Genomic DNA, 26,324 nt, shown 5'->3' on the forward strand with positions numbered 1-26,324 from the left:
ACCGCATGTCCCGCGCGATGAGCGAGTTCGACCACCGCTACAACATGCTGATCGAGCGCTTCGCCTCGATCCCCGAACCCGCCTTCGAGACGCCGGAGGAGATGGCCCGCGTCTGGGGCCGCAACTGGGGCTGCAATTCCGACATCGGCCGGCTGCGCCTCGTGCTGATGCACCGCCCGGGGGAGGAGATGCGCGTGGTGGACACGCTGCCCCGCATCGAGGAACTGGGCGCCTTCGGCGACCCGGAAAGCGGCGCCTATTGGCGCGGCGATGTCCGCCCGACGCTGGCCGAACAGCAGGCGCAGCACGATGCGCTGGCCGCTGCCCTGCGGGAGGAGGGGGTGGAAATCGTCTACCTGGACCGCTGCGCGCCGGGGCGGCACAAGTCCATCTACACGCGCGACAGCTGCATCGGCGTCCAGGGCGGCGCCATCGTCACCCGCATGGGCCCGAAGATCCGCCGCGGCGAGGAGGCGCCGGTGACCGAGACGCTCGGCCGCATCGGCATGCCCATCCTCCGCACGGTCCACGGCACCGGGCTGATGGAAGGCGGCAGCTTCGCCTATGTCCGCCCCGACCTCGCCGTGGTCGGCGTCTCCTCCCGCGTGAACGAGGAAGGGGCGCGGCAGGTGGAGGAGGTGCTGAAGGTGCAGGGCACGCGGCTGGTCCGGGTGCAGATCCCGGGATACCGTCTGCACATCGACGGCGCCTTCGTGATGGTCCACCACGACACCGCCATCGTGAATCCCTCCACGCTGCCCTTCGTCTTCATGGAGGAGCTGAAGCGCAACGGCGTGAAGCTCATCACCGTGAACCACGAGGACCCGTCCTGGGCGATCAACTGCCTCGCCGTGGCGCCCGGCCGCGTGCTGATGAGCGACAGGGTCAGCCCCCGCACGCAGGACGCGCTGGACCGGGCCGGCGTGTCGGTCCGGCTGGTGGAGTACGACAAGGTCGGCCTTGGCGGCGGCGGCATCCACTGCTCGACCTGCCCGCTGGTGCGCGACCCGATATGAGGGCCGCGCACCGGCGGCGCGCTACCGCTTCGTCACGCCCCAGAAGACCGGGATGGTGGTGGGGCGGATGCCCTCCACATTCGTGCGGTGCGCGGCCAGCGTGCGGAACTGCCCCGCATTGATGTAGGGCAGCACCTCATAGGCCCGCGCATGGACGCGGTGCAGGATCTCCTGCCGCTTCGCCGGGTCGTTCTCCTCCCACCAGCTTCGGCGCAGATCCTCCAGCGCCTGGTCGCAGGGCCAGCCGGTCAGACCGCCCTCGCAGGGGCTGGCGAGGTAGAGGTTGGTCAGCGGGTTCTGCCCGTCCAGCACATTCGCCACCGTGACGAACATGTTCCACCCGCCCTGGTCCACCGGCTCGCGCCGGTTGCGGCGCTGGGTCACGGTCGCCCAGTCCATGCTGGGCACGTCCATGTTGAGCCCCGCGCGCTGGAAGGCCTGCGCCATGACCAGCGTCGCCGCGTTGTTGATCGGGCTGTCGGCGGCGTTCATGAAGACGACGCGCTGGCCGTTGTAGCCGGCCTCCCGCAACAGGGCGCGGGCGCGGTCGACATTCGCCTCGCGCAGGCCCTGCGCGCCGGCGTTCGATTCCAGCGGCGTGCCGCAGAAGAAGAAGGCCGGGCAGTAGGGCACCTGTTCCGAGGCGCGGATGCCCGCGGCCTGCAGCACTTCCTGCTGGTTGACCAGGTGCAGCAGCGCCTGGCGCGCGGCGGGGTGGTTGAAGGGCGGCTGGGTGTGGTTGATCCGCAGCCACACCATGAAGCCCACCGGGTTCAGCGCCATCGTCCGGATGTTCCGGTTGCGCTCCAGCACGGGCACGATGTCCGGGGAGGGCTGTTCGATAAAGTCGATCTCGCCCGCCTGAAGGGCCGCGGCAGCCGTCGCGGGGTCCGGCATCGCCACCCATTCCAGCCGTTCGATCGAGACCACCTTGCCGCCGGCCAGCCCATCGGCCGGCTCGCTCCGCGGGCGGTAGTTGGGGTTGCGGAGGTAGACCGCCCGGTCGCCGACGCGCCACTGGTTCGCCTGGAAGATGAAGGGCCCGCTGCCGGTCGCGTCCGTGATGGCGGTGGTGGCCGGCGTCTCCGCGATGCGTTCGGGCATCACGAACAGCGCGCTGGCGGTCGGGCGGGCCAGGGCTTCGGTCACCAGCGCGAAGGGGCGGGACAGGCGCAGGGTGAAGGTGCGCTCGTCCACCACCTCCATCGCGGCGGTGGAGGCCGCGAGCGCGCGTCCCACCACGTCCCGCTGCGCCCAGCGGCGGATCGAGGCCACCGCATCGGCCGCGCGCACCGGCCGCCCGTCATGGAAGGCCAGCCCCTCGCGCAGGGTGAAGCGGTGCATCATGCCGTCGGCGCTCGCCTCGTGCCGCTCCACCATTTGCGGCCGCGCGACGCCCTGCGAATCCAGTGCGAAGAGCTGGTCGTAGACCATGAAGCCGTGGTTGCGGACGAAGGCCGCCGTGGACTGCACGGGGTCGAGGCTGGCCAGGTCGTTGATCAGCACGACCCGCAGCGTGGACTGCGCCGAGGCCGCCCCCGCCGCGAGGGAAAAGGCGGCCGCGGCCGCCGCGGTGAACCATCGCCTGCCGAACCGCATCGCCCGTCCCTTCCTGGCTGGGCCGCGATGATGCGCGCGGCCGGCCGGGCCGCGCAACGTGGTCCTGCCCGCCTTGACGCTGCCGGTGCCGGGCGGGACAGTCGGGCGGGGATGGGTGGCCGGCTGCGAGGGGCATGGAACGGGATCTCGTCTTCCTGGGCGGCCGGGTGTTCCGCGGCCTTGCCGGCGGCTTCGCCGAGGCGATGGCGCTGCGCGCCGGCCGCGTGCTGGCAGTGGGGACCGCGGCCGAGGTCAACGCTGCCGCGCCGGGCGCGCACCGCATCGACCTTGCCGGCCGCGTCGCCATTCCGGCCTTCAACGAGGCCCATATGCACCTGCTGCCGCATGGCCTGGCGCTGGCGGGCGTCAACCTGCGGGCGGAGGAGGTGCGGACGCTCGACGAGTTGCTCCGCCGCCTCCGGGATGCCGCGGCCGCCGCGCCGCGCGGGGCCTGGGTGCTCGGCCGCGGCTACGACCATGCGGAACTCGACATCGGCCGCCACCCGACCGCGGCGGAACTGGATGCGGCCGCGCCCCACAACCCGGTCTTCATCACGCGCACCTGCGGCCATATGGGCGTGGCGAACGGCGCCGCGATGCGCGCGGCCGGCATTGGCCACGACACGCCCGACCCCGAGGGCGGCGTGATCGAGCGGCGCGGCGGCACCCTGACCGGCCTGTTCCAGGAACGTGCGATGCGCCTGGTGCGCGACGCCGCGCCCCCGCCTGACGAGGCGGCGATGGTGGACGCGATCGAGCGTGCGGGAATGCACCTCGCCGGGCTCGGCTTCGCCTCGGCCACCGACATGAATGTCGGCATGACCGCGGGGATGGCGGAGATCGCCGCCTTCGAGGCCGCGAGGCGGTCGGGGCGACTGCCGCTGCGGATGTGGAACGTGCTGGCCGGCAACCCGGAAGGCATCGCCGCGGATGCCTGGGCGGCGGGGCTGCGCCCGGGCGACGGCGACGACATGCTGCGCTGGGGCGCGGTGAAGGTCTTTGCCGATGGCAGCGCGGGCGGGCTGACGGCCGCCTTCCACGAACCCTACCTGACCAGCGCGGGCCGCGGGACGGGCGTGTTCACCTTCCCCGACGCCACGATGCACGCGCTGCTGAAGCTGTACCACGAACAGGGCTGGCAGCTCGACATCCACGCCATCGGCGATGCCGCCATCGGCCAGGTGCTGGCGGGGATGGAGGCGGCGGACAGCCCCGCCCACCCCTTCGCCGGCCGGCGCCACCGGATCGAGCATTGCGGCTTCGTGACGCGCGACCAGATGCTCCGGATGAAGGCACGCGGCATCCTGCCGGTGCCGCAGCCCGTCTTCCTCCATGAGTTCGGCGACCTCTACATCCGCAACCTCGGCCGCGAACGCAGCGAAGGTGCCTACCCGATGCGGACATGGCTGGAGGAGGGGCACCACCCGTCCGCCTCCTCCGACTGCCCGGTCAGCACGGTCGATCCCTTCGTCAACCTCCATGCCATGCTGACGCGCCGGACCAGCCGCGGCACGCTGCTGGGGGCGGAGGAGACGCTGACCGCGGAGCAGGCGATCCACTGCCAGACCTGGTGCGCCGCCTACAGCCAGTTCGCCGAGGACGCGCGCGGCACGCTGGAGCCCGGGATGCTGGCCGATGTCGCCGTGCTGTCGCGCGACGTCTTCGCGGCGGCGCTGCAGGAGATCCTGCGCGACACCCGCGCCGACATCACGCTGCGCGGCGCGGGACCCGCAGGACCCGCCGTGCTGCACGACCGCCATGGCGAGCTTGGCTGACGCGCCGGGCGACGCACCGAACCAGGGAAGGGAACCACCGGGCATGACCACCGTGATCCGCAACGCCGAGATGGTCGTCGCCTGGGACTCCGGCGCGAAGCAGCATGTCTACCTGCCCGATGCCGACGTCGCCTACGACGGCGGCGCGATCACCTTCGTCGGCCGCGGCTACACGGGCGCGGCGGAGGAGGAGATCGCCGGACGCGGGCTGATGGTGATGCCCGGCCTGGTCAACATCCATTCCCACCCGTCGAGCGAGCCGATGAACAAGGGCCTGATCGACGAGATCGGCAGCCCCGGGCTCTACAACTCCTCGCTCTACGAGTTCATGCCGATCTTCCGCGCCGATGCGGAAGCGGTGCCGTCCTGCGTGCGCGTCGCGCTGTCCGAACTGCTGCTGTCCGGCGTGACCACGGTGGCCGACCTGTCGATGGCGCATCCCGGCTGGCTCGACCTGCTGGCGGAATCGGGCCTGAGGGTCTGCATCGCGCCGATGTTCAAGTCCGCGAAGTGGTTCACCCGCAACGGCCATGTCGTCGAATACGAATGGGACGAAGCGGCGGGCGAGAAGGCGATGGCCGAGGCGCTGTCCCTGATCGAGCGCGCGGAGCAGCACGAATGCGGCCGGCTGTTCGGCATGGTGGTGCCGGCGCAGATCGACACCTGCACCGACACGCTGCTGAAGGAAAGCTTCCAGGAGGCCGGCCGGCGCGGGCTGTCGTGGCAGATCCACGCCGCGCAGTCGGTGGTGGAGTTCCACGAGATCACCCGCCGCCACGGCAGGACGCCGATCGGCTGGCTCGACTCGATGGGCCTGCTGTCGGAACGCAGCATCGTCGGCCACGGCATCTTCCTGGACGACCACCCCTCCACCCGCTGGTGGACGGATACCGACATGAAGCGCCTGGCGGAAACCGGGACGACGGTGGCGCATTGCCCGACCGTCTTCGCGCGCCGCGGCATCACGCTGAAGCATTTCGGCCGCTACCGGCGGGCAGGCGTGAACATGGGCCTCGGCACCGACACCTATCCGCACAACATGCTCGACGAGATGCGGCTGGTCGCCTACCTCGCCCGCACGCAGGCGGGCGACCCGCGCAGCATGAGCACGACGGAGCTGTTCGACGCCGCCACCATCGGGGGCGCGAAGGCGCTGGGGCGCGACGACATCGGGCGGCTGGCGGCGGGCTGCCGCGCGGATTTCGTGCTGGTGGACGTGACGCACCCGATGATGCGCCCGGGCCGCGACCCGGTGCGGAGCCTCGTCTACGCCGCGGGCGACCGCGCGGTGAAGGACGTGTTCGTGGACGGCCGCAAGGTGGTGGCGGATGGCGAGGTGGTGACGATGGACTACCGCGCCGCCGCCGCCCATCTGCACGAGGCGCAGAAGCGCATCATCGACCGCGCCCCGGCGCAGGACTGGGCGCACCGCCCGGTGGAGGTCAGCTCCCCCCCCACCTTCCGCTGGAGCTGAGGGCGCGAGGGGGGTTCAGGCCGCGATCTCCCCCACCACCCGCGCCCTGACGCGCAGCGCGCCGCCGGGAAGGTAGGCGATGGGCAGGTCCTCGATATCGACCAGCGCCAGCGTCGCCCCGTCCGCGCCGGCCTCCACCGCCCGGCCGCGCGCGATGCGCTCGGCCTCCGCCATCGCCTCGGCGCGGGTCATGCCCTGGAAGACCTGGTCGGCCTCGCCGCTCACCTGCGCGATGGCGGCGCCGACGGCATTGGCCACCGCGGCATGGGCGGGGCGCAGCACCTCCGACACGCCGGGCAGCCGGTCCGGCACCAGGAAGGCGCCGCCGCCCACGGCGAGAAGCGGCACCGCCGCCGCCTCCGTCTTCATGCGGTCAACCGATTCCTCCAGCATCCGCGCCGCCTCCTCCAGCACGGCGCGCCGGAAGGCGGGATCGAGGTCCGCGACATGCGACGCATCGCCGAGCGCGAGCAGACCGGCCGCCACAGCCACGTCGCTCGTCGTCAGCTGCGGCCCGCCGAAGATGCGGGCGAGTTCCGGCAGGCGGAAGCCGACGCTGCGCGGCCCGATCGCCACGCGCCCACCGTCCCGCGCCACAAGCGACCCGCCGCCGAGGCCGAAGCTGTGCAGGTCCGGCATGCGGAACAGCGTCCGCACGCCGCCCACCTCCACCACCGCATTCGCCTCCCGCGGGAAGCCGTGGCGCAGCGCGCCGACATCGCTGGTCGTGCCGCCCACATCCACCACCAGCGCGTCCTTCATCCCCGTCAGGAAGGCCGCGCCGCGCATGGAATTGGTGGGGCCCGACGCGAAGGACAGCACGGGGAAGCGCGCCGCCAGCTCCGCCCGGATGACCGTGCCGTCGTTCTGCGTGACGTAGAGCGGCGCTGCGATGCCGGCCTCGCGCAGCGCCTCCTCGAAGGCCTGAACGGTGTGCCGGGCCAGCGGTGCGAGGCAGGCATTCAGCAGCGCCACGTTCTCGCGCTCCAGCAACCCGATCCGCCCGAGCTCGCGCGAGAGGGTGATGGCGGCGTCCGGCATCTCGGCGCGCACGATCTCCGCCGCGCGCTCCTCCATCGCCGGATCAAGCGGCGAGAAGATCGCGGAGACGGCGACGCAGCCGATCCCCGCCGCCTTCATCGCCCGCGCGGCGGCCGCGACCGCCCGCTCGTCCAGCGGCATGATCGGCCGCCCGTCATAGTCCTGCCCGCCCTCGACCATGTGGACCTGGCCGCGCACCAGGCAAGCGAGGTCCGCCGGCCAGTCGCAGAAGGGCGGCAGGGTGGCCGAGGCCGGCAGGCCGAGCCGCAGCGCCCCCACCTTCGCCAGGTCCCGCCGCTGCACAACTGCATTCACGAAATGCGTCGTGCCGATCATCACCGCCTGCACGCCCCCCGCGCCGGCCGCGCCCGCGACCCCGCGCAGCGCGGCGACCACGCCCGACATGACGTCGGCGGTGGTCGGCGTCTTCACCGCATGCAGGACCGTGCTGCCTTCCAGCAGCACCGCATCGGTGTTCGTCCCGCCGACATCGATGCCGATCCGCCGCCTCATGCGAAGACGCTCCGGAAGTCCAGGTCGTAGCCGAAGGCGCGCGGGCCCACGAAATCCAGCCCCCGCGGGGTCAGGAACACCGGCGGCGCGCGCAGCGCGACCACAGTGACGCGCTGGCCGTAGCGCAGCGTCTCGGTCCCGATCGCCTCGCCGCTCACGCTGTCCAGCACGCAGATGAGGTCGGGCGTCATCACAACCGGCTCCCCGTCCATCCAGCCGACCGCGAATTCGTTCTGGAAGGCCAGCTCGAAGCCGCTGCCGCGCCAGCCGTCCAGGCCTTCCAGCACCGCCCGGCCGCGCAGGAAGCCTTCCGTCGTGCGGCGGGTGATGTCGGTGACCTTCCCGCGGAACAGCAGCTTGCCGTCTTCGGTCTCCAGGATCGCCGCGATGGGGTCCCGGTGTTCCCGCTGGGCAGTGCGGATGGCGCGGCCCAGCCTGATGGCCTGCGTCGTGGTGTGCGGGATGCCCCAGCGCTTCACCTCCGCCCCGGTGCGCGGCGCCTTGCAGGTCGCGGCGATCGAGCCGACCTCGACGCACATCTTCCGCGACAGGCGCTCCATCCACTTCCAGCTCGGCACCTTCGCGACGATGCCCTCGATGCCGCGCGGGTCCACCAGCGTCAGCGGCCAGGGTTGCAGGTCGCCGACCGCGAAGCTCGTCATCTGCGCTTCCGGATAGGCGCGGCCCATCGCATCGGCGTCCACCACCGGCTTGCCCAGATGCGCCGCCGCCAGCAGTGGCTGCACGCCGTTGTTGCCGCCGATCTCCACCGACATGATCGCGCGGAACCCGCGGCCCAGGTGGTCCTCCATCAGCGTCACGGCGCGCGCCATGTTGCGGCTGTCGGACAGGCGTTCCTGCCCGACCAGCGGCGCGCCCATGTTGGACACCACGGCGACCATGTCGTCATCCGCCAGCGCCCCGGGTGGCATCAGCCGCACGCGATGCCCCTCGGCGTAGAGCCGCCGCATGTTCAGCAGCCCGAGATAGGGCGACCCGCCGCCGCCGGTGCCGAGCACCCAGGCGCCGACCGCCAGCGCCTCGATGTCGTCGAGGCTGAGTTCGGGAAAGTCGTCCATCGTCACTCCGGCAGAAGCGAGGCCGCAACGCGCGCCGCCACCGCGGCGGCCAGCAGCACGGGGCAGGGGAGCAGGGCGGTGAAGGCCGCCCGGTCCCCGCGCGTGTAGGAGATGCAGTCGAGCAGCACGAGATCGGGCCGCGCCGCCGCCATCGCGCGCGCCACCTCCGCGCGCGCGGCGCCGTCGCCCTGCGGCCGCAGCGCCATGCCGATCACCTCCAGCCCCGGGCGCCGCCGGGCCGCGACCAGCGTCTCCGCCTGCTCCGGCAGCGGCACCACGATGCCGAGACGCCCATGCGGCAGCAGCGCCCCGGCCAGCGCGTTCAGCACGGCGGAAGGCTGCACCAGCCCCGGCCGGTCCGGCAGGCCCTTGAACTCGCCGGTGCAGGCCAGCAGCAGCGGGCCGCCGCCTTCCGCCACCAGGGCGCGCATGCGCGCGGTGACCGCCGCCTTCGAGACGGTGATGCCCTCGCCGGACGGCAGGGTGGTGTAGAGCGTGTCGGCGCCGTCCCGTGGCGCCAGCCCATCAAGCTCGGCGCGGCTCAGCCCGTCCAGCGCGCCGCGCAGGCGGATGGGCAGGCCCGGCACCGCGGCCGCGATCTCCGCCTCCAGGTCCGGCCGCGGCGACTGGCCGATGCAGACGACATCCAGCATGGATTTCCACCTCGCAGGGGGCGCAGCCTAGACCCCGACGCGCGCGGCGGACTAGCCTGCGCGCCGCAATGCAAGGCAGGAAACGCGACGAGATGGTGGTCTCCCTGGTGGCGCCGCGGCTGATGGTGATGGGTGGCGGTGCGGTGGCGAAGCTCGCCGAGGTGCTGGGCCAGCTCGGCCTGTCGCGGCCGCTGGTGGTGACCGATCCCTTCATGGTGTCGTCCGGCATGGTCGAGAAGGCGCTGGCGCCGCTGCGCGCGGCGGGGATGCCCGCGCAGGTCTTCTCCGACACCGTGCCCGATCCGACCGACACGGTGATCGAGGCGGGCGTCGCCGTGCTGAAGGCGGGCGACTTCGACTGCCTGGTGGGCTTCGGCGGCGGCAGCCCGATGGACACGGCGAAGGCGATGGCGATCCTCGCCGCCGCGCCGCCGGGCGTGCATATCCGCGCCTTCAAGGTGCCCGCCGCCGCCAATGCCGCCGCGCTGCCGGTGATCTGCGTGCCCACCACCGCGGGCACGGGCAGCGAGGCGACGCGCTTCACCGTCATCACCGACACGGAGCGCGACGAGAAGATGCTGATCGCCGGCCTCGGCGCCCTGCCGCTCGCCGCCGTGGTGGACCATGAGCTGACCTTCACCCTGCCGCGGCGCATCACCGCCGACACCGGCATCGACAGCCTGACCCATGCGCTGGAAGCCTTCGTCAGCCGGCGCGCCAACCCTGTCTCGGACGACTACGCGCGCAGCGCCATGCGGCTGATCGCGCCCAATCTCCGCCGCGTCTGGGCCGACCCCGCCGATGCCCGCGCACGGGAGGAGATGATGCGCGGCGCGACGCTCGCCGGCCTCGCCTTCTCCAACAGCTCGGTCGCGCTGGTGCATGGCATGTCGCGGCCGGTGGGGGCGCATTTCCACGTCCCGCACGGCCTGTCGAACGCGATGCTGCTGCCGGCCGTGACGGCCTTCGGCCTGAATTCCGCCCTGCCGCGCTATGCCGAGGCGGCGCGCGTCATGGGCCTTGCCACCGATGCAGAGGGCGACCAGGCGGCCGCGCAGCGGCTGGTGGAGGAGCTGCGCGCGCTGAACCGCGACCTCGACGTGCCGTCCCCCGCGCGCCACGGCATCGACGCGGCGAAGTGGGACGCGCTGCTGCCCACCATGGCCGAACAGGCTCTCGCCTCCGGCAGCCCCGGCAACAACCCGCGCGTGCCGACCGCCGGGGAGATCGTGGCGCTCTACCGGGAGAGCTACGGGCGCTGATCGCCCGCGGCGCGCCAGGCGGCGACCCAGGCGGACAGCGTGCCGGGCGGCAGCGGCCGCCCGACGCCGAAGCCCTGTGCCAGGTCGCAGCCGGCAGCCTCGGCGGCCCGCCAGATCCGCGGGTCGGTGACGCCTTCCGCCACCACCGCCCCGCCCACGGCATGGACGATCCGCGCCAGCCGCTCCACCTCTGCCCGCGCCCGTCTTTCGCCGGGCAGGGCGGCGACGAGGCTGCGGTCCAGCTTCACCCCGGCGAAGGGAAGGCCGAGCAGCACCCGGCGCGCATCGTCCAGCCCGAAATCGTCCAGGAGCACGCCGAAGCCGGCCCGCTGCAACCGCACCAGCGCGCGCCGCAGCAGCGCGATGTCGCGCACCTCCGTGCTCTCGGTCAGTTCCAGCAGCAGGTCGGAGGGGGACAGCCCGGCCTCGGCGACCATGGGCGCCAGCCAGCACGGCAGTTCCGGCCGCAGCAGCACGGCGAGCGGCACGTTGAAGGACAGCATCAGCCGCGACCCGCCCCGCACCGCCGCCAGGTCCAGCATCGCCCGCCGCGCGACGGCGAGCGTCAGCCTTGCGGCAAGGCCCGATCCCTCCGCCATGGCGATGAAGGCGCCGGCGGGCAGCGCGGCGCCGGGGCGTTCCCAGCGGGCCAGCGCCTCCACCAGCACGGGCCGGCGATCCGCCATGCGGACGATGGGCTGGAAGCGCACCGTGATCTCGCCGCGGTCGAGCCCGGCCGACAGGGCGGCGGCGTCGCTCTCGGGCGGTTCGGCCGGCACCCCGGCGGCGGACAGGGCATCGGCCAGTTCCCCGGCCTCGGCGCGGGCCGAGCGCAGGCCGGCCGGCACCGCCTCTCCCGGGTTCGCGACCACCACGACCCCGGTGCCGCTGAAGCGGTCCTGCGCGGCGGACAGCAGCGCCTCCGCCCCCTCCGTCGCGCCGTGCTGCAGCACGAGGTGACGCGGCGCGTCACCCGGGCCGACCAGGCGCGACAGGGCCTCCGCCCGGGATGCGAGCAGCACCGGCGGCATGCCGTGCAGCCGGCGCGCGGCATCCCGCGCGGCCGCGATCACCAGCGGGTCGCTGGCGACGAGCACGAGGCTTCCGCTGTCATCGAGGCCGCGCCGGGGGCGGCGATGCATCAATCAGGGCTCCCTGGTGCGCACGCCGTGGCGTGGCGGGTTGGACTGCCAGGATACCCTACCCGTGGCGCCACGGTCCTGCCCGCCCGGCAAGGCGCGACGCCTTGTGAGGGGCGGACCGTCTCAATATGATGATCGAACGGCTGATCCGTTGCAATAGTATAAACCGATCAAGCCCTGCGGGGCAGCCACGGCTCCTGCTGCCACCTCTGTCGCAGTTCGGCATCGACACGGTCGAGTTGCCGGGCCCAGGCCTCCGGGCCCTGGAAGCGGGGTGACTGGCCCGTTCCCGCGCAGTGCTCGACGAAATCGGGATCGGCGGCCACCGCCTCGATCGCTGCGACGAGGGTGGCGCGCCAGTCCGGCGCCGCGGTCGGCGCCACGGCGAAGCCGCGCTGCGCCAGCGCGACCAGGTCCACGCCCTGTTCGCGCAGGGTCGGCAGGTCCGGCAGCAGCGCGCTGCGCCGCGGGGCGGCGAGGCCGAGGCCGGTCAGCCGGCCCTCCCGCAGGCCCTGGATCGCTTCCGGCAGGCCGATCACCGCCGCCGCCACATGCCCCGACAGCGCCGCCTGCCGCGCCGCCATGGCCGAGGGGAAGGCGAGGCGCGGCAGGTCCAGCTTCCCGTCGAACCGCAACGAGGCGACATGCGCCGCGGTGCCCGGCGGCGGCGTGCCGATCGTGGCGCGATCGCCGAGGGCCCGCAGCGCGCCGAGATCCGCCGGGCCCGCATGGCCCGCCACCAGCACCACCGGCTCCTCCACCAGGGAAGCGAGCGGCACGACGCGGCCCGACGGGGGCGCTTCCCCCGCCTCGATCGCGCGGACCAGCAGGGCGGGGGTGGTGATGACGGCGATGGCCTTCGCATCCGCCGGCGCGGCGAGGAGCTGGGCGACCGCTTCCAGCCCGCCGCGGCCGGGCAGGTTCCGCACCGCGACCGCAAGCCGCGGCAAGCGGCGTTCCAGGAAGGGGGCGGCGCCGCGCGCCCACAGGTCGGTCGGCGTGCCCGCGGGCGCGCCCACAAGCATCTCCACCGCCGGGCTGCGCGCGGCAGCGGGCCGCGGCAGCGCCGGCGCCGCGGCCAGGGCCAGCAGCGCGCGGCGCCCCGTCCTCATGCCGCGGGCGCGCCCGCGGCCGCGGGCTCCTGCCGGCGCAGCGCGCTCGCGCCGGTGAACAGCACGATCGGCGCCGCGATGAAGACCGAGGAGGAGGCGCTGATGACGATGCCGAACAGCATCGTCCAGGCGAAGCCGCCAAGCGTGTCGCCCCCGAACAGCGCCAGCGGCACCGCCGAGAGGAACAGCGTCATCGAGGTGCCGAGAGAGCGGTTCAGCGTCTCGTTGATCGACAGGTCCACCAGTTCCCGCAGCGGCATCTGCTTGTATTTCCGCAGGTTTTCCCGCATGCGGTCGAACACCACCACCTTGTCGTTGGCCGAGAAGCCGATGATGGTCAGGATCGCCGCGACGGTCTGGAGGTTGAACTCGATCTGCGTGATCGCGAGGAAGCCGACCGTCTTCGTCGCATCCAGGATCAGCGTGACGATGGCCGCGATGCCGAACTGCCATTCGAAGCGGAACCAGATGTAGAGCAGCATCGCCAGCAGGCTGATGCCCAGCGCGATCATCCCGCCGCGGAACAGCTCGGCCGAGACGCGGTTGCCCACCGCCTCCACCCGCAGCACGCGGGTGCCGGGCTGGGCTGCTTCCAGCGCGCCGCGCACCGCGTTGACGGCGCGCTGCGTTCCGGCCTCGTCCGCCTGCACCGGCAGGCGGATCAGCACCTGGTCGGCGCCGCCGAATTCCTGAAGCCCGACATCGCCGAGATTGAGGCCGGATGCCGCGGCGCGCAGCTGCGGCAGGTTGGCGGGCCCGGGGGTGCGGACCTCCATCACGATGCCGCCCTTGAAGTCGATCCCGCGTTCCAGCCCCGGATAGAAGGCGAGGATGACGGAGGCGGTGGACAGGATGGCCGAGACGATGAGGCCGGCGACCGCGCCCTTCATGAAGGGAATGCGCGTGTCGTCCGGCACCAGGCGGAACAGCGGGCGGGCCAGAAGGCGGAACATGTCTTTCCCTCTCCGCTCAGATCGGCAGCGTCTGCGGGCGCCGGCGGCGGTACCACCAGGCCACCATCAGCCGCACCACCACCGTCGCGGTCCACATCTGCACCACCGTGCCGATCGCCACCGTCACCGCGAAGCCGCGCACCGGCCCGCTGCCGAAGGCGTAGAGGCAGCCCATGGCGATCAGGTTCGTCAGGTTGCTGTCCATGATCGTGCCGGACGCCTTGCTGAACCCGGCTTCCAGCGCGTTGATCGGACTTCGGCCGAGCTTCGTCTCCTCCCGTATCCGCTCGTTGATCAGCACGTTGGCGTCGAGCGCGGTGCCCAGCGTCAGCACGATGCCCGCGATGCCCGGCAGCGTCAGCGTCGCGCCCATCACGCTCAGGATGCCCAGCATGATGACCACGTTCGCCACCAGCGCGATGTTGGCCAGCCAGCCGAAGAACCCGTAGGCCAGCCCCATGTAGAGGAAGACGAAGGCGGTCCCGACGGCCAGCGAGATGAGGCCCGCGCGGATCGCGTCCGCGCCCAGCTCCGGCCCTACGGTGCGTTCCTCCACCACCGTCAGCGGCGCGGGCAGGGCGCCCGCGCGCAGCAGCACCGCCAGGTCGTTGGCGCTGCGGGCGTTGAAGCTGCCGCTGATCTGGCCGCGGCCGCCGGTGATGGGCTCCCGGATCACCGGGGCGGTGATCACCTTGTCGTCGAGCACGATGGCGAAGGGGCGGCCGACATTCTGGCCGGTGATGGTGGCGAAGCGGCGCGTGCCGACGCTGTCGAAGGTGAAGTTCACCACCCATTCGCCGCTGCGGCTGTCCTGGCCCGCGCGGGCATCGGACAGGTTGGCGCCGTCCACCTCCACCCGGCGGCGGACCGCGTAGCGTTCCTGCCCGCGTTCCCCGTTCAGGAACATGGTGGCGGGCGGCGGCACCTGCGCCTGGAGGTTCGCCGTCTCGTCCAGCAGGTGGAACGTCATACGCGCGGTGCGGCCGAGCAGGTCCTTGATGCGGGCCGGGTCCTCGACCCCGGGCAGCTGGACCAGGATGCGGTTCTGGCCCTGCCGTGCGATCAGCGCCTCCACCACCCCCGTCTCGTCGATGCGCCGCCGGACGATCTCGAGCGACTGCTCCACCGCGCTGCCGGACTTGGCGCGCAGCGCCACCTCGGTCAGCTGGGCGCTGACGGTGCCGTCGGGCGCCGTCGTCACCTCGATGTCGGGCTGCTGCTGGCCCGCGCCGGCGGCGACGCTGATCGCCGCTTCCCGCAGGATGCGCGCGACGTCGCCCGCCCGCGCCGGGTCCGACACGCGGAGGCTGACGCGCCGCTCCGCCGGGTTCGCGACGAGCCCGGTGTAGAGGATGCGCGGATTGGCCTGCGCCGTGCCCCGGCGGACGGTGTCCACCAGCGACTCCAGCCTTTCCCGCACCATGGCGGAGGTGTCCACCTCCAGCAGCAGGTAGGACCCGCCGCGCAGGTCGAGGCCGAGGCTGATCTGCCGCGCCCAGCTCGGCAGGATGTCCCGCGGCAGCAGGTTCGGCACGGACAGGAGGATGCCGAGGAGGCACGTGCCGATGATGGCGAGCGCCTTCCAGCGGGCGAAATACAGCATGGAGACAGCCGACCCTGGAGCTTGCGTGGCGTCGCGCCCCCCGGCTTCGTGCCGGGTGCGGACCTTTGGGCCCGGAAGATGCGCGGGGGTGCCCCCCGATGCAAGCCCGGGCTATGGGTGGGCGTCGATCGAAGGGTGGCGGGATGGAACTGCGGGTCGCGGTGCTGGGGGTCGGGCATTTCGGGCGCTTCCACGCGTTGAAGGCGGCGAAGGCGCCCCGGATGCGCCTGGTCGCGGTGCATGACGCGGATGCCGGCCGGGCCGCCGCCGTCGCCGCCGAGGCCGCCGCCCCGTCCCTGCCGGTGGCCGAGGCCATCGCCGCGGCCGATGCCGTGATCGTCGCCGCGCCCACCCGCTTCCATGCCGCCCTTGGCGAGGCCGTGCTGCGCGCGGGGCGGCACCTGTTCATGGAAAAGCCCCTCGCCGCGACGGCGGAGGAGGCGGAGGCCCTCGCCGCCCTCGCCGCCGCGCGGGGCCGGGTGCTCCAGGTCGGGCACATCGAGCGTTTCTCCGCCGCCTTCCGGGCCGTGGCGGCCGCGCCGGGGCGCGACGCCGCGCTGCACTGGGATGCGGTGCGCGCCGCGCCCTTCCGGCCGCGCTCGCTCGACGTCTCGGTGGTGCTGGACCTGATGATCCACGACATCGACCTGGTGCTGGCGCTTGCGGGGGAGGAGCCGTCCTCCGTCACCGCGGTCGGCGCGAGGGTGATGTCCGACCACCCGGATTTCGCGGTCGCGCGGCTCGGCTTCCCCTCCGGCCGGGCGGCGACCATCACCGCCTCGCGCGTGTCCCTCGCCATGGAACGCCGGCTGCGCGTACTGGGGCAGGGTGGGGAGATGGCGGTGGATTTCCTCGCCCGGTCGCTCGCCCTGCTGCGACCCGGCGGGGCGGAGCCGGTGGCGAACATGCCGCGGCACGGCATCGACCGCGCGACCTGGACCGACCATGACAGCCTGGAGGCCGAGCAGGCCGCCTTTGCCGCCGCCTGCCTCGACGGCACGCCGCCGGAGGTGGACGCGGCGGCCGGGCTCCGCGCGCTGAAGGTTGCCCTCGCGGTGGAGGCGGCGATCGCGGGGTAGGGCAGGGGCCGGGCCCGCTCCGGGCCGGCCGCGGGTCAGGTGGGCCCGATGCTGGCCAGCACCGCCGCCGCCGCGGCGTCGCTCGGGCGTCCCTCGGGCGGTCGGAGCTTCGCCAGCACCTCGGCGAAGCCGGCGCGCTGCGCGGCCGCCGCGGCGGGGTCGGTCAGCAGCCGCTGCAGCGCATCGGCCAGCGCCACCGGCGTCGCGGCCTCCTGCAGGTATTCCGGCACCACCTCGCGCTCCGCCAGCAGGTTCACGAGCGAGGCGAAGGGCACCCGCACCAGCCGCCGCACGATCGCAGCCGTGATCGGGTTCACCCGGTAGGCGATGCAATGCGGCACGCCCGCCACCGCCATCTCCACGCTCGACGTGCCGGACTTGATGAGTCCGGCGGACGCGGCGGCGAAGGCGTCGTGCTTACCGGCCTGGGTCTCCACCAGGATCGGGCGCACGGGCCAGTCCTCCGTGCCGGCGCGCACCGCCTCCGCCACCACTGGCGAGACCGGGACCACGGGGCGCAGGCCCGGCACGCGGTCGGCGAGCAGGCGCAGCGCGGCGCCGAACACCGGCAGCAGGCGCTTCACCTCCATCCGCCGGCTGCCGGGCATCACCACCAGCACGCGGTCGCCGTCGCCGATTCCGTGGGCGGCGCGGAAGCGCGCGGCGTCGCCGCCATCCGCGCCGGATTCCAGCACCGGATGGCCGACGAAGGTCACCGGGATTCCCGCCGCCTCGAACACCACAGGCTCGAAGGGCAGCAGGCACAGGATGCGGTCCACCCTTTCGCGGACCTTCGCGACGCGGCCCGGCCGCCAGGCCCAGACCTGCGGCGCGACATAGTGGACGATGGGGATGCCGAGCGGCCGGACCCGCTCCGCCAGCCGCATGGCGAAGCCGGGGCTGTCGATCGTGACGATCACCGCCGGGCGGCGCGCCTCGATGTCGGCCACGGTCTGCTTCATGCGGCGCGCCAGGCGCAGGATGTTGGGCAGCACCTCGATCAGGCCCATCAGCGCCAGTTCGCGCATCGGGAACAGGCTCGGCACGCCCTGTTCGGCCAGCCTATCGCCGCCGATGCCGGCGAAGGCCAGATCGGGGCGACGGGCGCGCAGCGCAGCGACCAGCCTGGCGCCGAGCGCATCGCCCGAGGCTTCGCCCGCCACGACGTAGACCAGCGTCATGCGAAGGCCGCCGGGCGCGGCGGCGGGACGGGACTGCGCGGCCAGTCATGGTGGTTCCGCACGGCGCCATGCTCCCGCACATGCGCGATGCGCGCGGGGTCGAGGTCGCAGAACACCCAGCCCGGCTCGTCCATCCCGCCCGCGGCCAGCACGCCATCCTCGGGGAAGCCGCGGTCGGCGGGGCCGAACACCATCGCCGCCCCGTGGTTCTCGTCGAGGCCGAGCGACCAGGGCGCGAGCCCCACGGTCGGCGCGACGGCGACGAAGCACTGGTTCTCGATCGCGCGGGCGGCGGCGGAGACGCGGACGCGCGTGAAGCCGTGGCGGCTGTCCGTGCAGGATGGCGTCAGCACCAGCCAGGCGCCCTGTTCGACCTGGGCGCGGACATGCTTCGGGAATTCGACGTCGTAGCAGACGGAGATGCCGAGCCGCCCCCAGGGCGTATCGAAGACCTGCGGGCCCGCGCCCCCCACGATGCCCCAGCGTTCGGCATCGAAGCGGGTCATCGCGCGCTTCTCCTGGAAGGCCATGCGGCCATCGGGCGCGATCAGCGGCGCGCGGTTGACAATGCGGCCATCCCCGGCCCGCATCGGCAGCGTGCCCGGCAGCAGCCAGACGCCCGCGCGCATCGCCGCCGCGCGCATCGCGGCCAGGATCGGCCCGGCATGGGCGACCATCGCCGCGATCTCCGCCGCCGTGTCCGCGACGGCACCGCCGCACAGCCCGGCAGCGAGTTCGACCGGCGCGTATTCGGCGGTGACCAGAAGGTCGGCGCGGCCCCGTGCCTCCGCCAGCAGCGAATCGAGGCGCTCGGCATACTCCCCCACATCCGCCGGGCGGCCCACCGGCCAGGCGAGCAGGCCGAGGCGGAGCGGGCGGGCAGGCGGCGCGTCGCTCATGCCAGGTCCTTCAGCCAGAAGGTCAGGTCGTGCGGCGTCTCGGCCGCCGCGCCCGTCTCCTTCCAGTCGAAGCGGACGGCGAGGTCCGGCCGCGGCAGGTAGCCGCGCCGCCGCCAGAACCCGTCGAGCGGGACGTGGCCTTCCGGCCTGCGCGGGTCGTCAGCGTCGCGCCGGACGGCGCAGAAGGCGCAGCGCATCAGGCCAAGGCCGCGGGCATGGGCCTCCCGCTCCGCGAAGAACCGCACGCCCGCCCCCTGTCCCCGATAGGGCGCGAGCAGCACCGATTCGCCAAGGTAGCACCATTCCCGCGGCTCGAATCCGGCGGCGGCGAAGGCGGCGCGAACCGGCGGGTGACCTTCGGTCATCGGCTCGCAGGTGGCGGCGCCGACCACCTCCGCCCCGTCGCGGCAGACCACCACGGCGGCGCCGGGCGCATCGGCATAGGCCCGCAGGTAGCGCTGCTCATAGGCCGCGTCGCCGTCGTACAGATACGGCCATTCGCGGAACACGGCGATCCGCAGCCGCGCGAGGGCGGGCAGCAGCGGATGCAGGGCCGCGCCGCGCAGCGTCTCGAAGGTGAGGTGGACCGGGGCCATCCGCCGGTGCATAGGCGGGGCGCGCCTTGCGGGGAAGGGGATGCGCGCTTGGACCCGGTGGAACTGATCGGCCTTGCGGCCGGCCTGCTCACGACCTCGGCCTTCGTGCCGCAGGCGCTGCGGACCTGGCGCACCGGCTCGGCGCGGGATTTCAGCCTGGGGCTGCTGGTGCTGCTGGTCGCGGGCAACAGCCTGTGGATGGCCTATGGCGCGCTGAAGGGCTCGGCGGGGCTGGTGGCGGCGAACCTGGTGACCGTGCCGCTGACGGTCTACCTGCTGTCGGTGAAGCTCAGGCGCGGCTAGCCGGGCAGGCGGCGGGCCCGGCCTGCCGCTGCCCCGGCCCGTGGCCCGGGCCGGGGCAGGCCAGGTGTCAGCCCAGGCCGGCGACCGCGGCGTCCCGGCTCGGGTGGATCGCCAGGATCTTGTCGAAGCCGCTGATCTCCAGCACCTCGCGCACCGGCGCCTGGGGGGAGGCGACGGCGAAGGCGCCGCCCCCGGCCTTCGCCTGCTTCGCCGCCTTCAGCAGCACGCGCAGCCCGGCGGAGGAGACGTAGTGGACCTCCGCCATGTCGGCGACGAGCCGGCCGCCGCCTTCCAGCAGCGCCAGCAGCCGCGTCTCGACCGCGGGCGCCGTGGCGGTGTCCAGCCGGCCCTTCAGCGCAGCGACCCTGACGCTGCCCGAGGTGGTCTCCGTGATGTCCATGGAAGGCAGTCCCGTTCCTGACTCGAGGCTTCTAGATCATCGGCGCGTAGCGCGCGATCTGGGCGTAGATCTCGCGGATCGCGTCGGCAAGCGAGCGGTTCAGCTCCTCGAGGTCGGCCACGGCGTCGATGCGCGGCGTCACGCGGTCGAGCTCGTGCGGCGCGAGGATGAGGGAGAACAGGCCCGCCGCGCGGCACAGCCCGATCAGCATGGAATCCCGCGGCTCCGGGATGTCGTCGTTGAACAGAACGCCGAGGATGCGGGCCTTCACCTCGCGTTCCTCCTTGTCGTTCACGACGGGGTAGCGGCGTTCCGGGAAGACCCAGAGGAAGCGGCCCTCGACGCGCTTCAGGATGCCCTTGGCCACCAGCCGGTCGAACAGCGCGTCGCGGAAGGCGTCGGCATCGGCGCCGAGCGTCTCGATCCAGTGGCGGCTGTCGAACTGCTCCCGGCTCGCGGCGACCTGCGCGAGGACGCGGTCCTGCAGCGCATCGCCGGTGGGCTTCGCGTCGACGACGTAGAGGCGGCCGGGATCGGTGTCGATCCGCCCGGCCAGCGCAAGCTCCGCCAGGATGGCGCCCGCAATGGCGTAGTCGCCCGACGGGGCGGCGCGTTCCTGCAGCCGCCCGCTCTCGTCGTCGAGCATCAGGAGGAGGATCTCCTCCGGCATCGTCAGCGGCATCCGTCCCAGCCCTCCCCGGCGCGGCACACCCGGCGCGTGCAGGGAAGCGCGCGGCGGGGGGCAAGTCAACGCGGGGCGGGTCACCCGGCGCCGATGCCCTGCCTCTCCCGCGCGGCATCGAGGAAGGCGCGCATCCCATCCTCCACCACCCGCGGGTCGAGGTCGCGCAGCACGAAGACCAGCCGCGACCGCCGCGGCTCTCCCTCCGGCCAGGCCGCGAGCCGCGTCGGCGGGTGGAACAGGTGCTGCACGCCATGCACCGCGACCGGCCGTTCCTCCCCCACCAGGTCGAGGATGCCCTTCATCCGCAGCACCGCCGCGCCGCGCGTCATCGCCAGCATCTCGAGCCAGGTGGCGACGCCGTCCCAGGGAAGCGGGCGGTCGAATTCGAGGCAGAGCGCGCGGATGCGCGCATCGTGCCGGTTGGGGTCGTGGTGATGGTGGTGATGGTGGTCGCCCGCCGCCGCGCCGATCCAGCGGGCGACGTCGGGCGACTTCACGGACGGATCATAGGGGCCGCCGGCCAGCAGCGCCGCCGGGTCGATGGCGCCCGCCACCGCGGGCAGGACCGGCGCCACCGGGTTCAGCGCGGCAAGCCGCGCCGTCAGCGCCTCCACCTGCCCCGCCGCCGCGATGTCGGTCTTGCTCAGCACGATGCGGTCGGCGACCGCAGCCTGCCGCACCGCCTCCTCCTGCGCATCGAGGGTGGCGAGCCCGGTCGCGGCATCGACCAGCGTGACGACGCCGTCCAGCACGAAGCGCCGCGCCAGCCGCGGGTCCGCCATCAGCGTCTGGAGGATCGGCGCGGGATCGGCCAGCCCGGTCGTCTCCACCACCACGCGCCGCACCTCCTGCCCGGCCAGCACGCGGTCCCAGAGGCCGTCGAGCGCACGGGCGAGGTCGCCGCGGATGGTGCAGCACAGGCAGCCCGCATTCAGCAGCACCGTGTCGCCGTCCAGCCGCTCCACCAGCAGGTGGTCGAGGCCGATCTCGCCGAACTCGTTGATCAGCACCGCGGTGCCGGCCATCTCCGGGCGCTTCAGCAGCGCGTTCAGCAGCGTCGTCTTGCCGGCGCCGAGGAAGCCGGTCAGCACGGTCACGGGGATGGGGGCGGTCACCGGTGGTACAGCTCCTCCGGATCCCGTTCGGGCGGCGCGATCGCCACCAGCTCGCCGTCGCGCAGCGCCCGGTAGAAGCAGTTGCGCCGGCCGGTGTGGCAGGCGACCCCTTCCTGCGCGACCAGCGCCAGCAGAGCGTCGCCGTCGCAGTCGAGCCGGAGGTCCACCAGCTTCTGCACCTGGCCCGAGGTCTCGCCCTTGCGCCACAGCGCCCCGCGGGAGCGCGACCAGTAGGTGACGCGGCCGGTCGCCAGCGTCTCGGCCAGCGCGGCGCGGTTCATCCAGGCCATCATCAGCACCTCGCCGGTGTCGTGCTGCTGGGCGATGCAGGGCACGAGGCCGTGGCCATCGAAGCGCACGGCGTCGAGCATGAGGACGCGGGCGGCGGGGTCTGGCGGGGCGGGGTCGGTCATGGTGGCTGCATCCCGGGCTGCGTTACACTATATCAGGGCCATGGGGTCTTGGCGGAAGGGGTCGGGCATGGCCGGAACGCTCCCGGCGGGCGATGGTGCGACGGACCGGGCACTGGCCGAGGCGGAGGCCGCGTGCCTGCGGCGGGGCGCGCAGCTGACGGAGCTGCGCCGGCAGGTGCTGCGCCTGGTGCTGGAATCCGCCCAGCCGATCGGCGCCTATGCCCTGCTGGACCGCCTGCGGGCCGCGCGGCCCGGCGCCGCGCCGCCCACGGTCTACCGCGCGCTCGACTTCCTGCTGGACCAGGGGCTGATCCACAAGGTCGAGCGGCTGAACGCCTTCATCGGCTGCTCCACCCAGCCCGAGGCGCATGACCACTGCGCCGGCCATGGCCATGACCATCCGCACCAGTTCCTGATCTGCTCCCGTTGCGGCGCCACCGCGGAACTGTGCGATCCTGCGGTCGCCTCCTCGGTGGCGGCGGCCGCCGCCGCGGTCGGCTTCGCGCCGACGCGGACGACGGTGGAGGTGGAGGGGCTGTGCCGGCTTTGCGCCGGACCGATGGGGACGTTGTTGGAAAGTTAGTTGATTTCGTTTCGTTGCGTGTTCGCGTGCCTCTGGCAGAAGCGAAGGCGATGACCGGACCGGTTCAGCAGCGCGCCGGGCGGGATGCCGCCCTCGGCCTTCTCCGGCGCCTTCGCCGGCAGGACGCCTTGCTCGGCATCCGCAACAGCGGCATCGCCTTCGACGTGGCGATGCTGCTCTACGAGCACGCGGTGGCAGACCCGCCGCATGACGTCTCGGTGGACATGATTTCCGACCTGACGGGCTACAGCGGCCCCACCATACGCCTCGTCCTGAAGCGGCTGGTGGAGGCGGGGTCGGTCGCGCCGGGACGCAGGATCGGCAAGACGCAGCTCTACGCGCTGACGGAAGCCGGGCTTGCCGGCTTCCACCGCTATGTCGAGGCGCTGCTGGATTTCCGCATCCAGCCCATCCTCAGCGCGGCAGGCGGTCCAGCCCCGCCGCCAGGTCCGCAACCAGGTCCGGCACCGCCTCCAGCCCGATATGCAGGCGCACCGCCTGACCGGGAAGTGGCGGAGTGACGGCGCGCGAGATGCCGGCATTGGTCGGCAGCGCCAGGCTTTCGTAGCCGCCCCAGGACGCGCCGATGCCGAACAGCTCCAGCCCGTCCACGAAGGCGAAGACCTCCGCCTCGGTGTAGCGGGGCTGGAAGACGATGCCGAACAGCGAACAGGCGCCTGTGAAGTCGCGCTTCCAGATCGCGTGGCCCGGATCCTCCGGCAGGCCCGGATGCAGCACCCGCGCGATCTCGGGCCGCCCTTGCAGCCAGCGCGCCACCTCGAAGGCGGCGGCTTCCTGTTCCTTCAGCCGCACCGGCATCGTCCGCACGCCGCGCAGCGCCAGCCAGCAGTCATCCGGGCTGGCATAGTGGCCCATGGCGGAAGCCGCGCCCCGCACCTTCAGATGGTGCGCCTCGTCCGCGACGGTGACGGAGCCGAGCAGGATGTCGCTGTGGCCGCCGACATACTTGGTCAGCGCCTGGATCGAGACGTCGCAGCCCTTCGCGAAGGGCTGGAAGTGGTGGATGCCCCAGGTGTTGTCGATCATCGAAACCGCCCCGTGCCGCCGCGCCACGGCGGTCAGCGCGGGGACGTCCTGCATCTCGAAGGTGTGGCTGCCCGGGCTTTCCAGGTAGAGCACCCGCGTGTTCGGCGTCCACAGCGCCTCCAGCGCCGCGGCATCGATGGTGGGGTCGTAGAAGGTCGTCTCGATCCCCCAGCCGGCCATCATCCCTTCCGCAAGCCCGCGGGCCGGGCCGTAGACGCTGTCCGGCATCAGGCAGCGGTCGCCGGCCTTCAGGAAGGCGAGCAGCGGCACCGCCACCGCCGCCAGCCCGGTGCCGGTGATGGTGCAGTGCGTCCCACCCTCGATCTCGGCGACCACATCCTCCAGCGCGTAATGGGTCGGGCCGCCCTGGGTGCCATAGGTCATCACCCGCTCGAAGCGGCGCTTCGCATTCTCCCGCCGCGCCTCGCAGGACGGCGCGAGCACGGTGGAGCCGCGGTGCAGCGGCGGGTTCACGAAGCCTAGGCTGCGGATGGGGGCGCGCGCCGCATGCGACATGCGCGTGGCGAAGCCGGGCTTCGCGGCCTTCGGCGTGGCGTCGTCGGGCATCAACTGGCACTCGTCTCTTTCGGGGTTTCAGGACGGCTGGCCCATTCGGTCCAGGACCCGTCATAGACCGCGGGCTCGGGCAGGCCGGCCCGCACCGCGCCGAGGGCGAGCACGCAGGCCGTCACACCCGTCCCGCAGGAGGTGACGACGGGGCGCGTGTCATCCGCGCCGCGGGCGGCGAAGATGGCGCGCAGCGTCGCCGCGTCCTTCATGGTGGCGTCGGCGTTCAGCAGTTCCGTGAAGGGCAGGCTCGCCGCGCCGGGCATGTGGCCGGAGGGCAGGCCGGGGCGGGGTTCCGGCGCCGTGCCGTCGAAGCGCCCCTTCGCGCGGGCATCGAGGATCAGCGCCTCGCCCCCGCCCTGGCGGATGATGCGCTTCACGTCGCCGATGCCGGCCAGGCGCCGCGCGACCAGGTCGGGCACGAAGATCGCCCTGCCCACCGCGACGGGATCCCCCGAGTCGACCGGGCGGCGTTCCGCCTTCCACTTCGGCAGCCCGCCATCCAGCACCGCCACCCGTTCATGCCCGAACAGCCGCAGCAGCCACCAGCCCCGCGGTGATGACTGCATGCCCTTCTGGTCGTAGCAGACGACGCGGCTGGCGCTGGAGACGCCAAGCGCGCCCAGCACCTTCGCGAAGCGCGCGGGCGTCGGCACCATGTGGGGCAGGGGGTCGTCGGGGTCCGCGGCCTCGTCGATGTCGAGGAAGCGCGCGCCCGGGATGCGCGCCTTCAGGAACTCGGCGCGGCCGTCGAAGGGCTCGTTCGGCAGGTATTTCGTGCAGTCCAGCAGCACGAGGTCCGGCGCGCCCAGTTCGCGCGCAAGCCACTCCGTCGGGACGAGGTTGTCCATGTCGGTCACTCCGGCAGGATGAAGTGGACGCGGCGGTTCTGCTTGCCCTTGTTCTCGAGCTTCGTCACCTCCACCCGCCCGATCTCGGCGGTGGAGCGGACATGCGTGCCGCCGCAGGGTTGCAGGTCCACCGGCGCTGCCTCGGGCCCGATCCGCACCAGGCGGATGCGCCCCGCGCCGCGCGGCGGCTGCACCGACAGCGTGCGGACCAGCTGCGGATTCGCCTCCAGCTCCGCCTCGGCGATCCAGCGCGTGCCGGTCGGATGGCCGGCGGCGACGAGTTCCGCCAGCCGCTCCGTCAGCCATTCCTTCGTCGGCGGGTCCGGCAGGTCGAAGTCGAGCCGCGACTTCTCCGCGCCGATCTGGTTGCCGGTCGCGTAGATGCCGGGCAGCACGCTGCACAGCAGGTGCATCGTCGTGTGCATCCGCATGTGCCGGTGGCGCCGCGCCCAGTCGAGCGTGACCGCGACCTCGGCCCCCACCGGCGGCGCGGCGGCGCCGGCGGCCAGCGTGTGGACCACCGCGCCGGCCTCTCCCTTCACCGCCTCCGCCACCGCGGCCTCGCCCCCGTCCCAGCGGAGCGTGCCGGTATCGCCGGGCTGGCCGCCGCTGCGGGCGTACATCACGGTGCGGTCGAGGACGACCCCGCGCTCGTCGGCGGAGATGACGCGCGCGGTACAGTCGCGCAGATAGGCGTCCTCGGTGAACAGGGCCTCGGTCACGTCGTGCTCCATTCGGCGCGCAGGCGCGCGCGGTTCACCTGCAGCCACAGCAGCGCCATGGCCGCGGGCGCATTCTCGATCCGGTTTTCCGCCACCAGGCGGAAGGCGTCCTCGGCCGGGATGACGCGAAGGCGCGTATCCTCGCCTTCCTGCGCGAGGCCATGCGTCGCGTCCTGCGGCGCCGCGAGGTCGACGGCGGCGCACCAGAAATGCAGCACCTCGTCGCAGCCGCCCTGCATCAGCATGAAGCGGCCCATCGGCGCCATCGCGCGCGGCACCAGCCCCGTCTCCTCCCGCAACTCGCGCCGGCCGGAGGCTTCCGGGTCCTCCCCCGCCTCGAGCAGGCCGGCGGGGCATTCCGTCATCACCGGCGCCAGCCCCGCCGCCAGCGCAGGCAGGCGGAACTGCTCGATCAGCGCGACGCGGTCGGTCGCGGGGTCGAAGGGCAGCACCAGCACCCCGTTGCCGCGGCGCCACAGCTCCCAGGTCAGCGGGCGGGACGGCGTGCCGTCGAAGCGGCGGTAGCGGAAGCGCACGCGCTGCATGGCGAAGCGGCCGCCATAGACCACCTCGTCCGCCTCGACCTCGAGTCCGGGATGCGGCGGGATGGGCGGCGCCTTGGGGTGGCGTCCGGGCGGCTGGCTGGCGTCCATGGGCGCGG

At 73.1% G+C, this 26,324-nt stretch carries 27 protein-coding genes; 8 read left to right on the forward strand and 19 right to left on the reverse strand.

What is annotated here, in order from left to right; translation table 11 throughout:
- Positions 1-5 precede the first annotated feature (5 nt).
- Complete coding sequence (locus ACK8OX_RS03450) at positions 6-1,016, forward strand: dimethylarginine dimethylaminohydrolase family protein (protein ID WP_430662531.1); 1,011 nt, start codon at positions 6-8, stop codon at positions 1,014-1,016.
- A gap of 21 nt (positions 1,017-1,037) precedes the next feature.
- Here the strand turns inward: ACK8OX_RS03450 and ACK8OX_RS03455 are convergent, their stop codons facing one another.
- Complete coding sequence (locus ACK8OX_RS03455; RefSeq protein ID WP_430662532.1) at positions 1,038-2,615, reverse strand: ABC transporter substrate-binding protein; 1,578 nt, start codon at positions 2,613-2,615, stop codon at positions 1,038-1,040.
- A gap of 134 nt (positions 2,616-2,749) precedes the next feature.
- Here ACK8OX_RS03455 and ACK8OX_RS03460 point away from each other — a divergent pair, with 134 nt between their 5' ends.
- Both ACK8OX_RS03460 and ACK8OX_RS03465 read left to right on the forward strand, forming a co-directional pair.
- Positions 2,750-4,390, forward strand: coding sequence for an amidohydrolase (locus ACK8OX_RS03460; RefSeq protein WP_430662533.1), 1,641 nt, complete (start codon positions 2,750-2,752; stop codon positions 4,388-4,390).
- 43 nt (positions 4,391-4,433) lie between these two features.
- On the forward strand, positions 4,434-5,864 hold the full coding sequence (locus ACK8OX_RS03465) for an amidohydrolase family protein (protein WP_430662534.1): 1,431 nt from the start codon (positions 4,434-4,436) through the stop codon (positions 5,862-5,864).
- Positions 5,865-5,879: 15 nt separating this feature from the next.
- Here the strand turns inward: ACK8OX_RS03465 and ACK8OX_RS03470 are convergent, their stop codons facing one another.
- From ACK8OX_RS03470 to ACK8OX_RS03480, 3 genes are read right to left on the reverse strand one after another with little or no spacing between them, the layout of a single operon-like run.
- Positions 5,880-7,418 carry a hydantoinase/oxoprolinase N-terminal domain-containing protein gene (locus ACK8OX_RS03470; RefSeq protein WP_430662535.1) on the reverse strand — a complete coding sequence of 513 codons (1,539 nt, stop codon included), beginning with the start codon at positions 7,416-7,418 and terminating at the stop codon, positions 5,880-5,882.
- On the reverse strand, positions 7,415-8,497 hold the full coding sequence (locus ACK8OX_RS03475; protein ID WP_430662536.1) for a DUF917 domain-containing protein: 1,083 nt from the start codon (positions 8,495-8,497) through the stop codon (positions 7,415-7,417). Before ACK8OX_RS03475 ends, ACK8OX_RS03470 begins: the two co-directional genes overlap by 4 nt.
- Positions 8,498-8,499: 2 nt before the next feature.
- Positions 8,500-9,150 carry an AroM family protein gene (locus ACK8OX_RS03480; protein ID WP_430662537.1) on the reverse strand — a complete coding sequence of 217 codons (651 nt, stop codon included), beginning with the start codon at positions 9,148-9,150 and terminating at the stop codon, positions 8,500-8,502.
- A gap of 92 nt (positions 9,151-9,242) precedes the next feature.
- Here ACK8OX_RS03480 and ACK8OX_RS03485 point away from each other — a divergent pair, with 92 nt between their 5' ends.
- Positions 9,243-10,412 (forward strand): iron-containing alcohol dehydrogenase, encoded by a 1,170-nt coding sequence (locus tag ACK8OX_RS03485; RefSeq protein ID WP_430662538.1) that lies wholly within the window; start codon positions 9,243-9,245, stop codon positions 10,410-10,412.
- Here the strand turns inward: ACK8OX_RS03485 and ACK8OX_RS03490 are convergent.
- From ACK8OX_RS03490 to secD, 4 genes are all read right to left on the reverse strand, one after another.
- Positions 10,400-11,554 (reverse strand): EAL domain-containing protein, encoded by a 1,155-nt coding sequence (locus tag ACK8OX_RS03490; protein ID WP_430662539.1) that lies wholly within the window; start codon positions 11,552-11,554, stop codon positions 10,400-10,402. The two genes, ACK8OX_RS03485 and ACK8OX_RS03490, sit on opposite strands and share 13 nt — an antisense overlap.
- A 170-nt stretch (positions 11,555-11,724) precedes the next feature.
- Positions 11,725-12,666, reverse strand: a complete 942-nt coding sequence (locus ACK8OX_RS03495) for a tripartite tricarboxylate transporter substrate-binding protein (protein WP_430662540.1) — start codon at positions 12,664-12,666, stop codon at positions 11,725-11,727.
- Positions 12,663-13,619 (reverse strand): protein translocase subunit SecF, encoded by a 957-nt coding sequence (gene secF / locus ACK8OX_RS03500; RefSeq protein WP_430662541.1) that lies wholly within the window; start codon positions 13,617-13,619, stop codon positions 12,663-12,665. The genes ACK8OX_RS03495 and secF overlap by 4 nt, the downstream gene beginning before the upstream one ends.
- A 16-nt stretch (positions 13,620-13,635) precedes the next feature.
- Positions 13,636-15,222 carry a protein translocase subunit SecD gene (secD, locus tag ACK8OX_RS03505; protein WP_430662542.1) on the reverse strand — a complete coding sequence of 529 codons (1,587 nt, stop codon included), beginning with the start codon at positions 15,220-15,222 and terminating at the stop codon, positions 13,636-13,638.
- A gap of 143 nt (positions 15,223-15,365) precedes the next feature.
- On the opposite strand from secD, the gene ACK8OX_RS03510 reads away from it, so the two are divergent.
- Positions 15,366-16,301: a Gfo/Idh/MocA family protein gene (locus ACK8OX_RS03510; protein ID WP_430662543.1), complete on the forward strand. Its 936-nt coding sequence runs from the start codon at positions 15,366-15,368 to the stop codon at positions 16,299-16,301.
- A 35-nt stretch (positions 16,302-16,336) separates the two neighbouring features.
- Here ACK8OX_RS03510 and lpxB read toward each other — a convergent pair whose 3' ends face one another.
- From lpxB to ACK8OX_RS03525, 3 genes are read right to left on the reverse strand one after another with little or no spacing between them, the layout of a single operon-like run.
- Positions 16,337-17,482, reverse strand: a complete 1,146-nt coding sequence (gene lpxB, locus ACK8OX_RS03515) for a lipid-A-disaccharide synthase (RefSeq protein ID WP_430662544.1) — start codon at positions 17,480-17,482, stop codon at positions 16,337-16,339.
- A complete protein-coding gene (locus ACK8OX_RS03520) occupies positions 17,479-18,381 on the reverse strand; it encodes a carbon-nitrogen hydrolase family protein (protein WP_430662545.1) in 903 nt (300 codons plus the stop codon). Before ACK8OX_RS03520 ends, lpxB begins: the two co-directional genes overlap by 4 nt.
- On the reverse strand, positions 18,378-18,977 hold the full coding sequence (locus tag ACK8OX_RS03525) for a GNAT family N-acetyltransferase (RefSeq protein ID WP_430662546.1): 600 nt from the start codon (positions 18,975-18,977) through the stop codon (positions 18,378-18,380). Before ACK8OX_RS03525 ends, ACK8OX_RS03520 begins: the two co-directional genes overlap by 4 nt.
- 57 nt (positions 18,978-19,034) lie before the next feature.
- On the opposite strand from ACK8OX_RS03525, the gene ACK8OX_RS03530 reads away from it, so the two are divergent.
- Entirely contained in the window at positions 19,035-19,280 is a 246-nt protein-coding gene (locus ACK8OX_RS03530) for a SemiSWEET family sugar transporter (RefSeq protein ID WP_430662801.1), read from the forward strand.
- Positions 19,281-19,347: 67 nt separating this feature from the next.
- Here the strand turns inward: ACK8OX_RS03530 and ACK8OX_RS03535 are convergent, their stop codons facing one another.
- The 4 genes from ACK8OX_RS03535 to hisI form a co-directional block, all read right to left on the reverse strand.
- On the reverse strand, positions 19,348-19,680 hold the full coding sequence (locus tag ACK8OX_RS03535; protein WP_430662547.1) for an STAS domain-containing protein: 333 nt from the start codon (positions 19,678-19,680) through the stop codon (positions 19,348-19,350).
- Positions 19,681-19,711: 31 nt separating this feature from the next.
- Complete coding sequence (locus ACK8OX_RS03540; protein WP_430662548.1) at positions 19,712-20,362, reverse strand: GOLPH3/VPS74 family protein; 651 nt, start codon at positions 20,360-20,362, stop codon at positions 19,712-19,714.
- Between the two features lie 80 nt (positions 20,363-20,442).
- Positions 20,443-21,480 (reverse strand): CobW family GTP-binding protein, encoded by a 1,038-nt coding sequence (locus tag ACK8OX_RS03545; protein WP_430662549.1) that lies wholly within the window; start codon positions 21,478-21,480, stop codon positions 20,443-20,445.
- On the reverse strand, positions 21,477-21,893 hold the full coding sequence (gene hisI, locus ACK8OX_RS03550; protein ID WP_430662550.1) for a phosphoribosyl-AMP cyclohydrolase: 417 nt from the start codon (positions 21,891-21,893) through the stop codon (positions 21,477-21,479). Before hisI ends, ACK8OX_RS03545 begins: the two co-directional genes overlap by 4 nt.
- Before the next feature lie 67 nt (positions 21,894-21,960).
- Here hisI and ACK8OX_RS03555 point away from each other — a divergent pair, with 67 nt between their 5' ends.
- Both ACK8OX_RS03555 and ACK8OX_RS03560 read left to right on the forward strand, forming a co-directional pair.
- Positions 21,961-22,476: a Fur family transcriptional regulator gene (locus tag ACK8OX_RS03555; protein ID WP_430662551.1), complete on the forward strand. Its 516-nt coding sequence runs from the start codon at positions 21,961-21,963 to the stop codon at positions 22,474-22,476.
- Positions 22,477-22,526: 50 nt separating this feature from the next.
- Positions 22,527-22,997, forward strand: a complete 471-nt coding sequence (locus ACK8OX_RS03560; RefSeq protein ID WP_430662552.1) for a hypothetical protein — start codon at positions 22,527-22,529, stop codon at positions 22,995-22,997.
- On the opposite strand, the gene metC is transcribed toward ACK8OX_RS03560, so the two are convergent.
- The 4 genes from metC to ACK8OX_RS03580 are packed head-to-tail and all read right to left on the reverse strand — an operon-like array spanning position 22,891 to position 26,316.
- Complete coding sequence (metC, locus tag ACK8OX_RS03565) at positions 22,891-24,090, reverse strand: cystathionine beta-lyase (protein ID WP_430662553.1); 1,200 nt, start codon at positions 24,088-24,090, stop codon at positions 22,891-22,893. The two genes, ACK8OX_RS03560 and metC, sit on opposite strands and share 107 nt — an antisense overlap.
- Positions 24,090-24,941 carry a sulfurtransferase gene (locus ACK8OX_RS03570; protein WP_430662802.1) on the reverse strand — a complete coding sequence of 284 codons (852 nt, stop codon included), beginning with the start codon at positions 24,939-24,941 and terminating at the stop codon, positions 24,090-24,092. Before ACK8OX_RS03570 ends, metC begins: the two co-directional genes overlap by 1 nt.
- A 5-nt stretch (positions 24,942-24,946) precedes the next feature.
- Positions 24,947-25,663 (reverse strand): alanyl-tRNA editing protein, encoded by a 717-nt coding sequence (locus tag ACK8OX_RS03575; protein ID WP_430662554.1) that lies wholly within the window; start codon positions 25,661-25,663, stop codon positions 24,947-24,949.
- Positions 25,660-26,316, reverse strand: a complete 657-nt coding sequence (locus tag ACK8OX_RS03580) for an NUDIX domain-containing protein (protein WP_430662555.1) — start codon at positions 26,314-26,316, stop codon at positions 25,660-25,662. Before ACK8OX_RS03580 ends, ACK8OX_RS03575 begins: the two co-directional genes overlap by 4 nt.
- Positions 26,317-26,324 lie beyond the last annotated feature (8 nt).

The organism is Falsiroseomonas sp. CW058 (assembly GCF_050563535.1).
In the GTDB taxonomy this organism is placed as follows: Bacteria; Pseudomonadota; Alphaproteobacteria; order Acetobacterales; family Acetobacteraceae; genus Falsiroseomonas.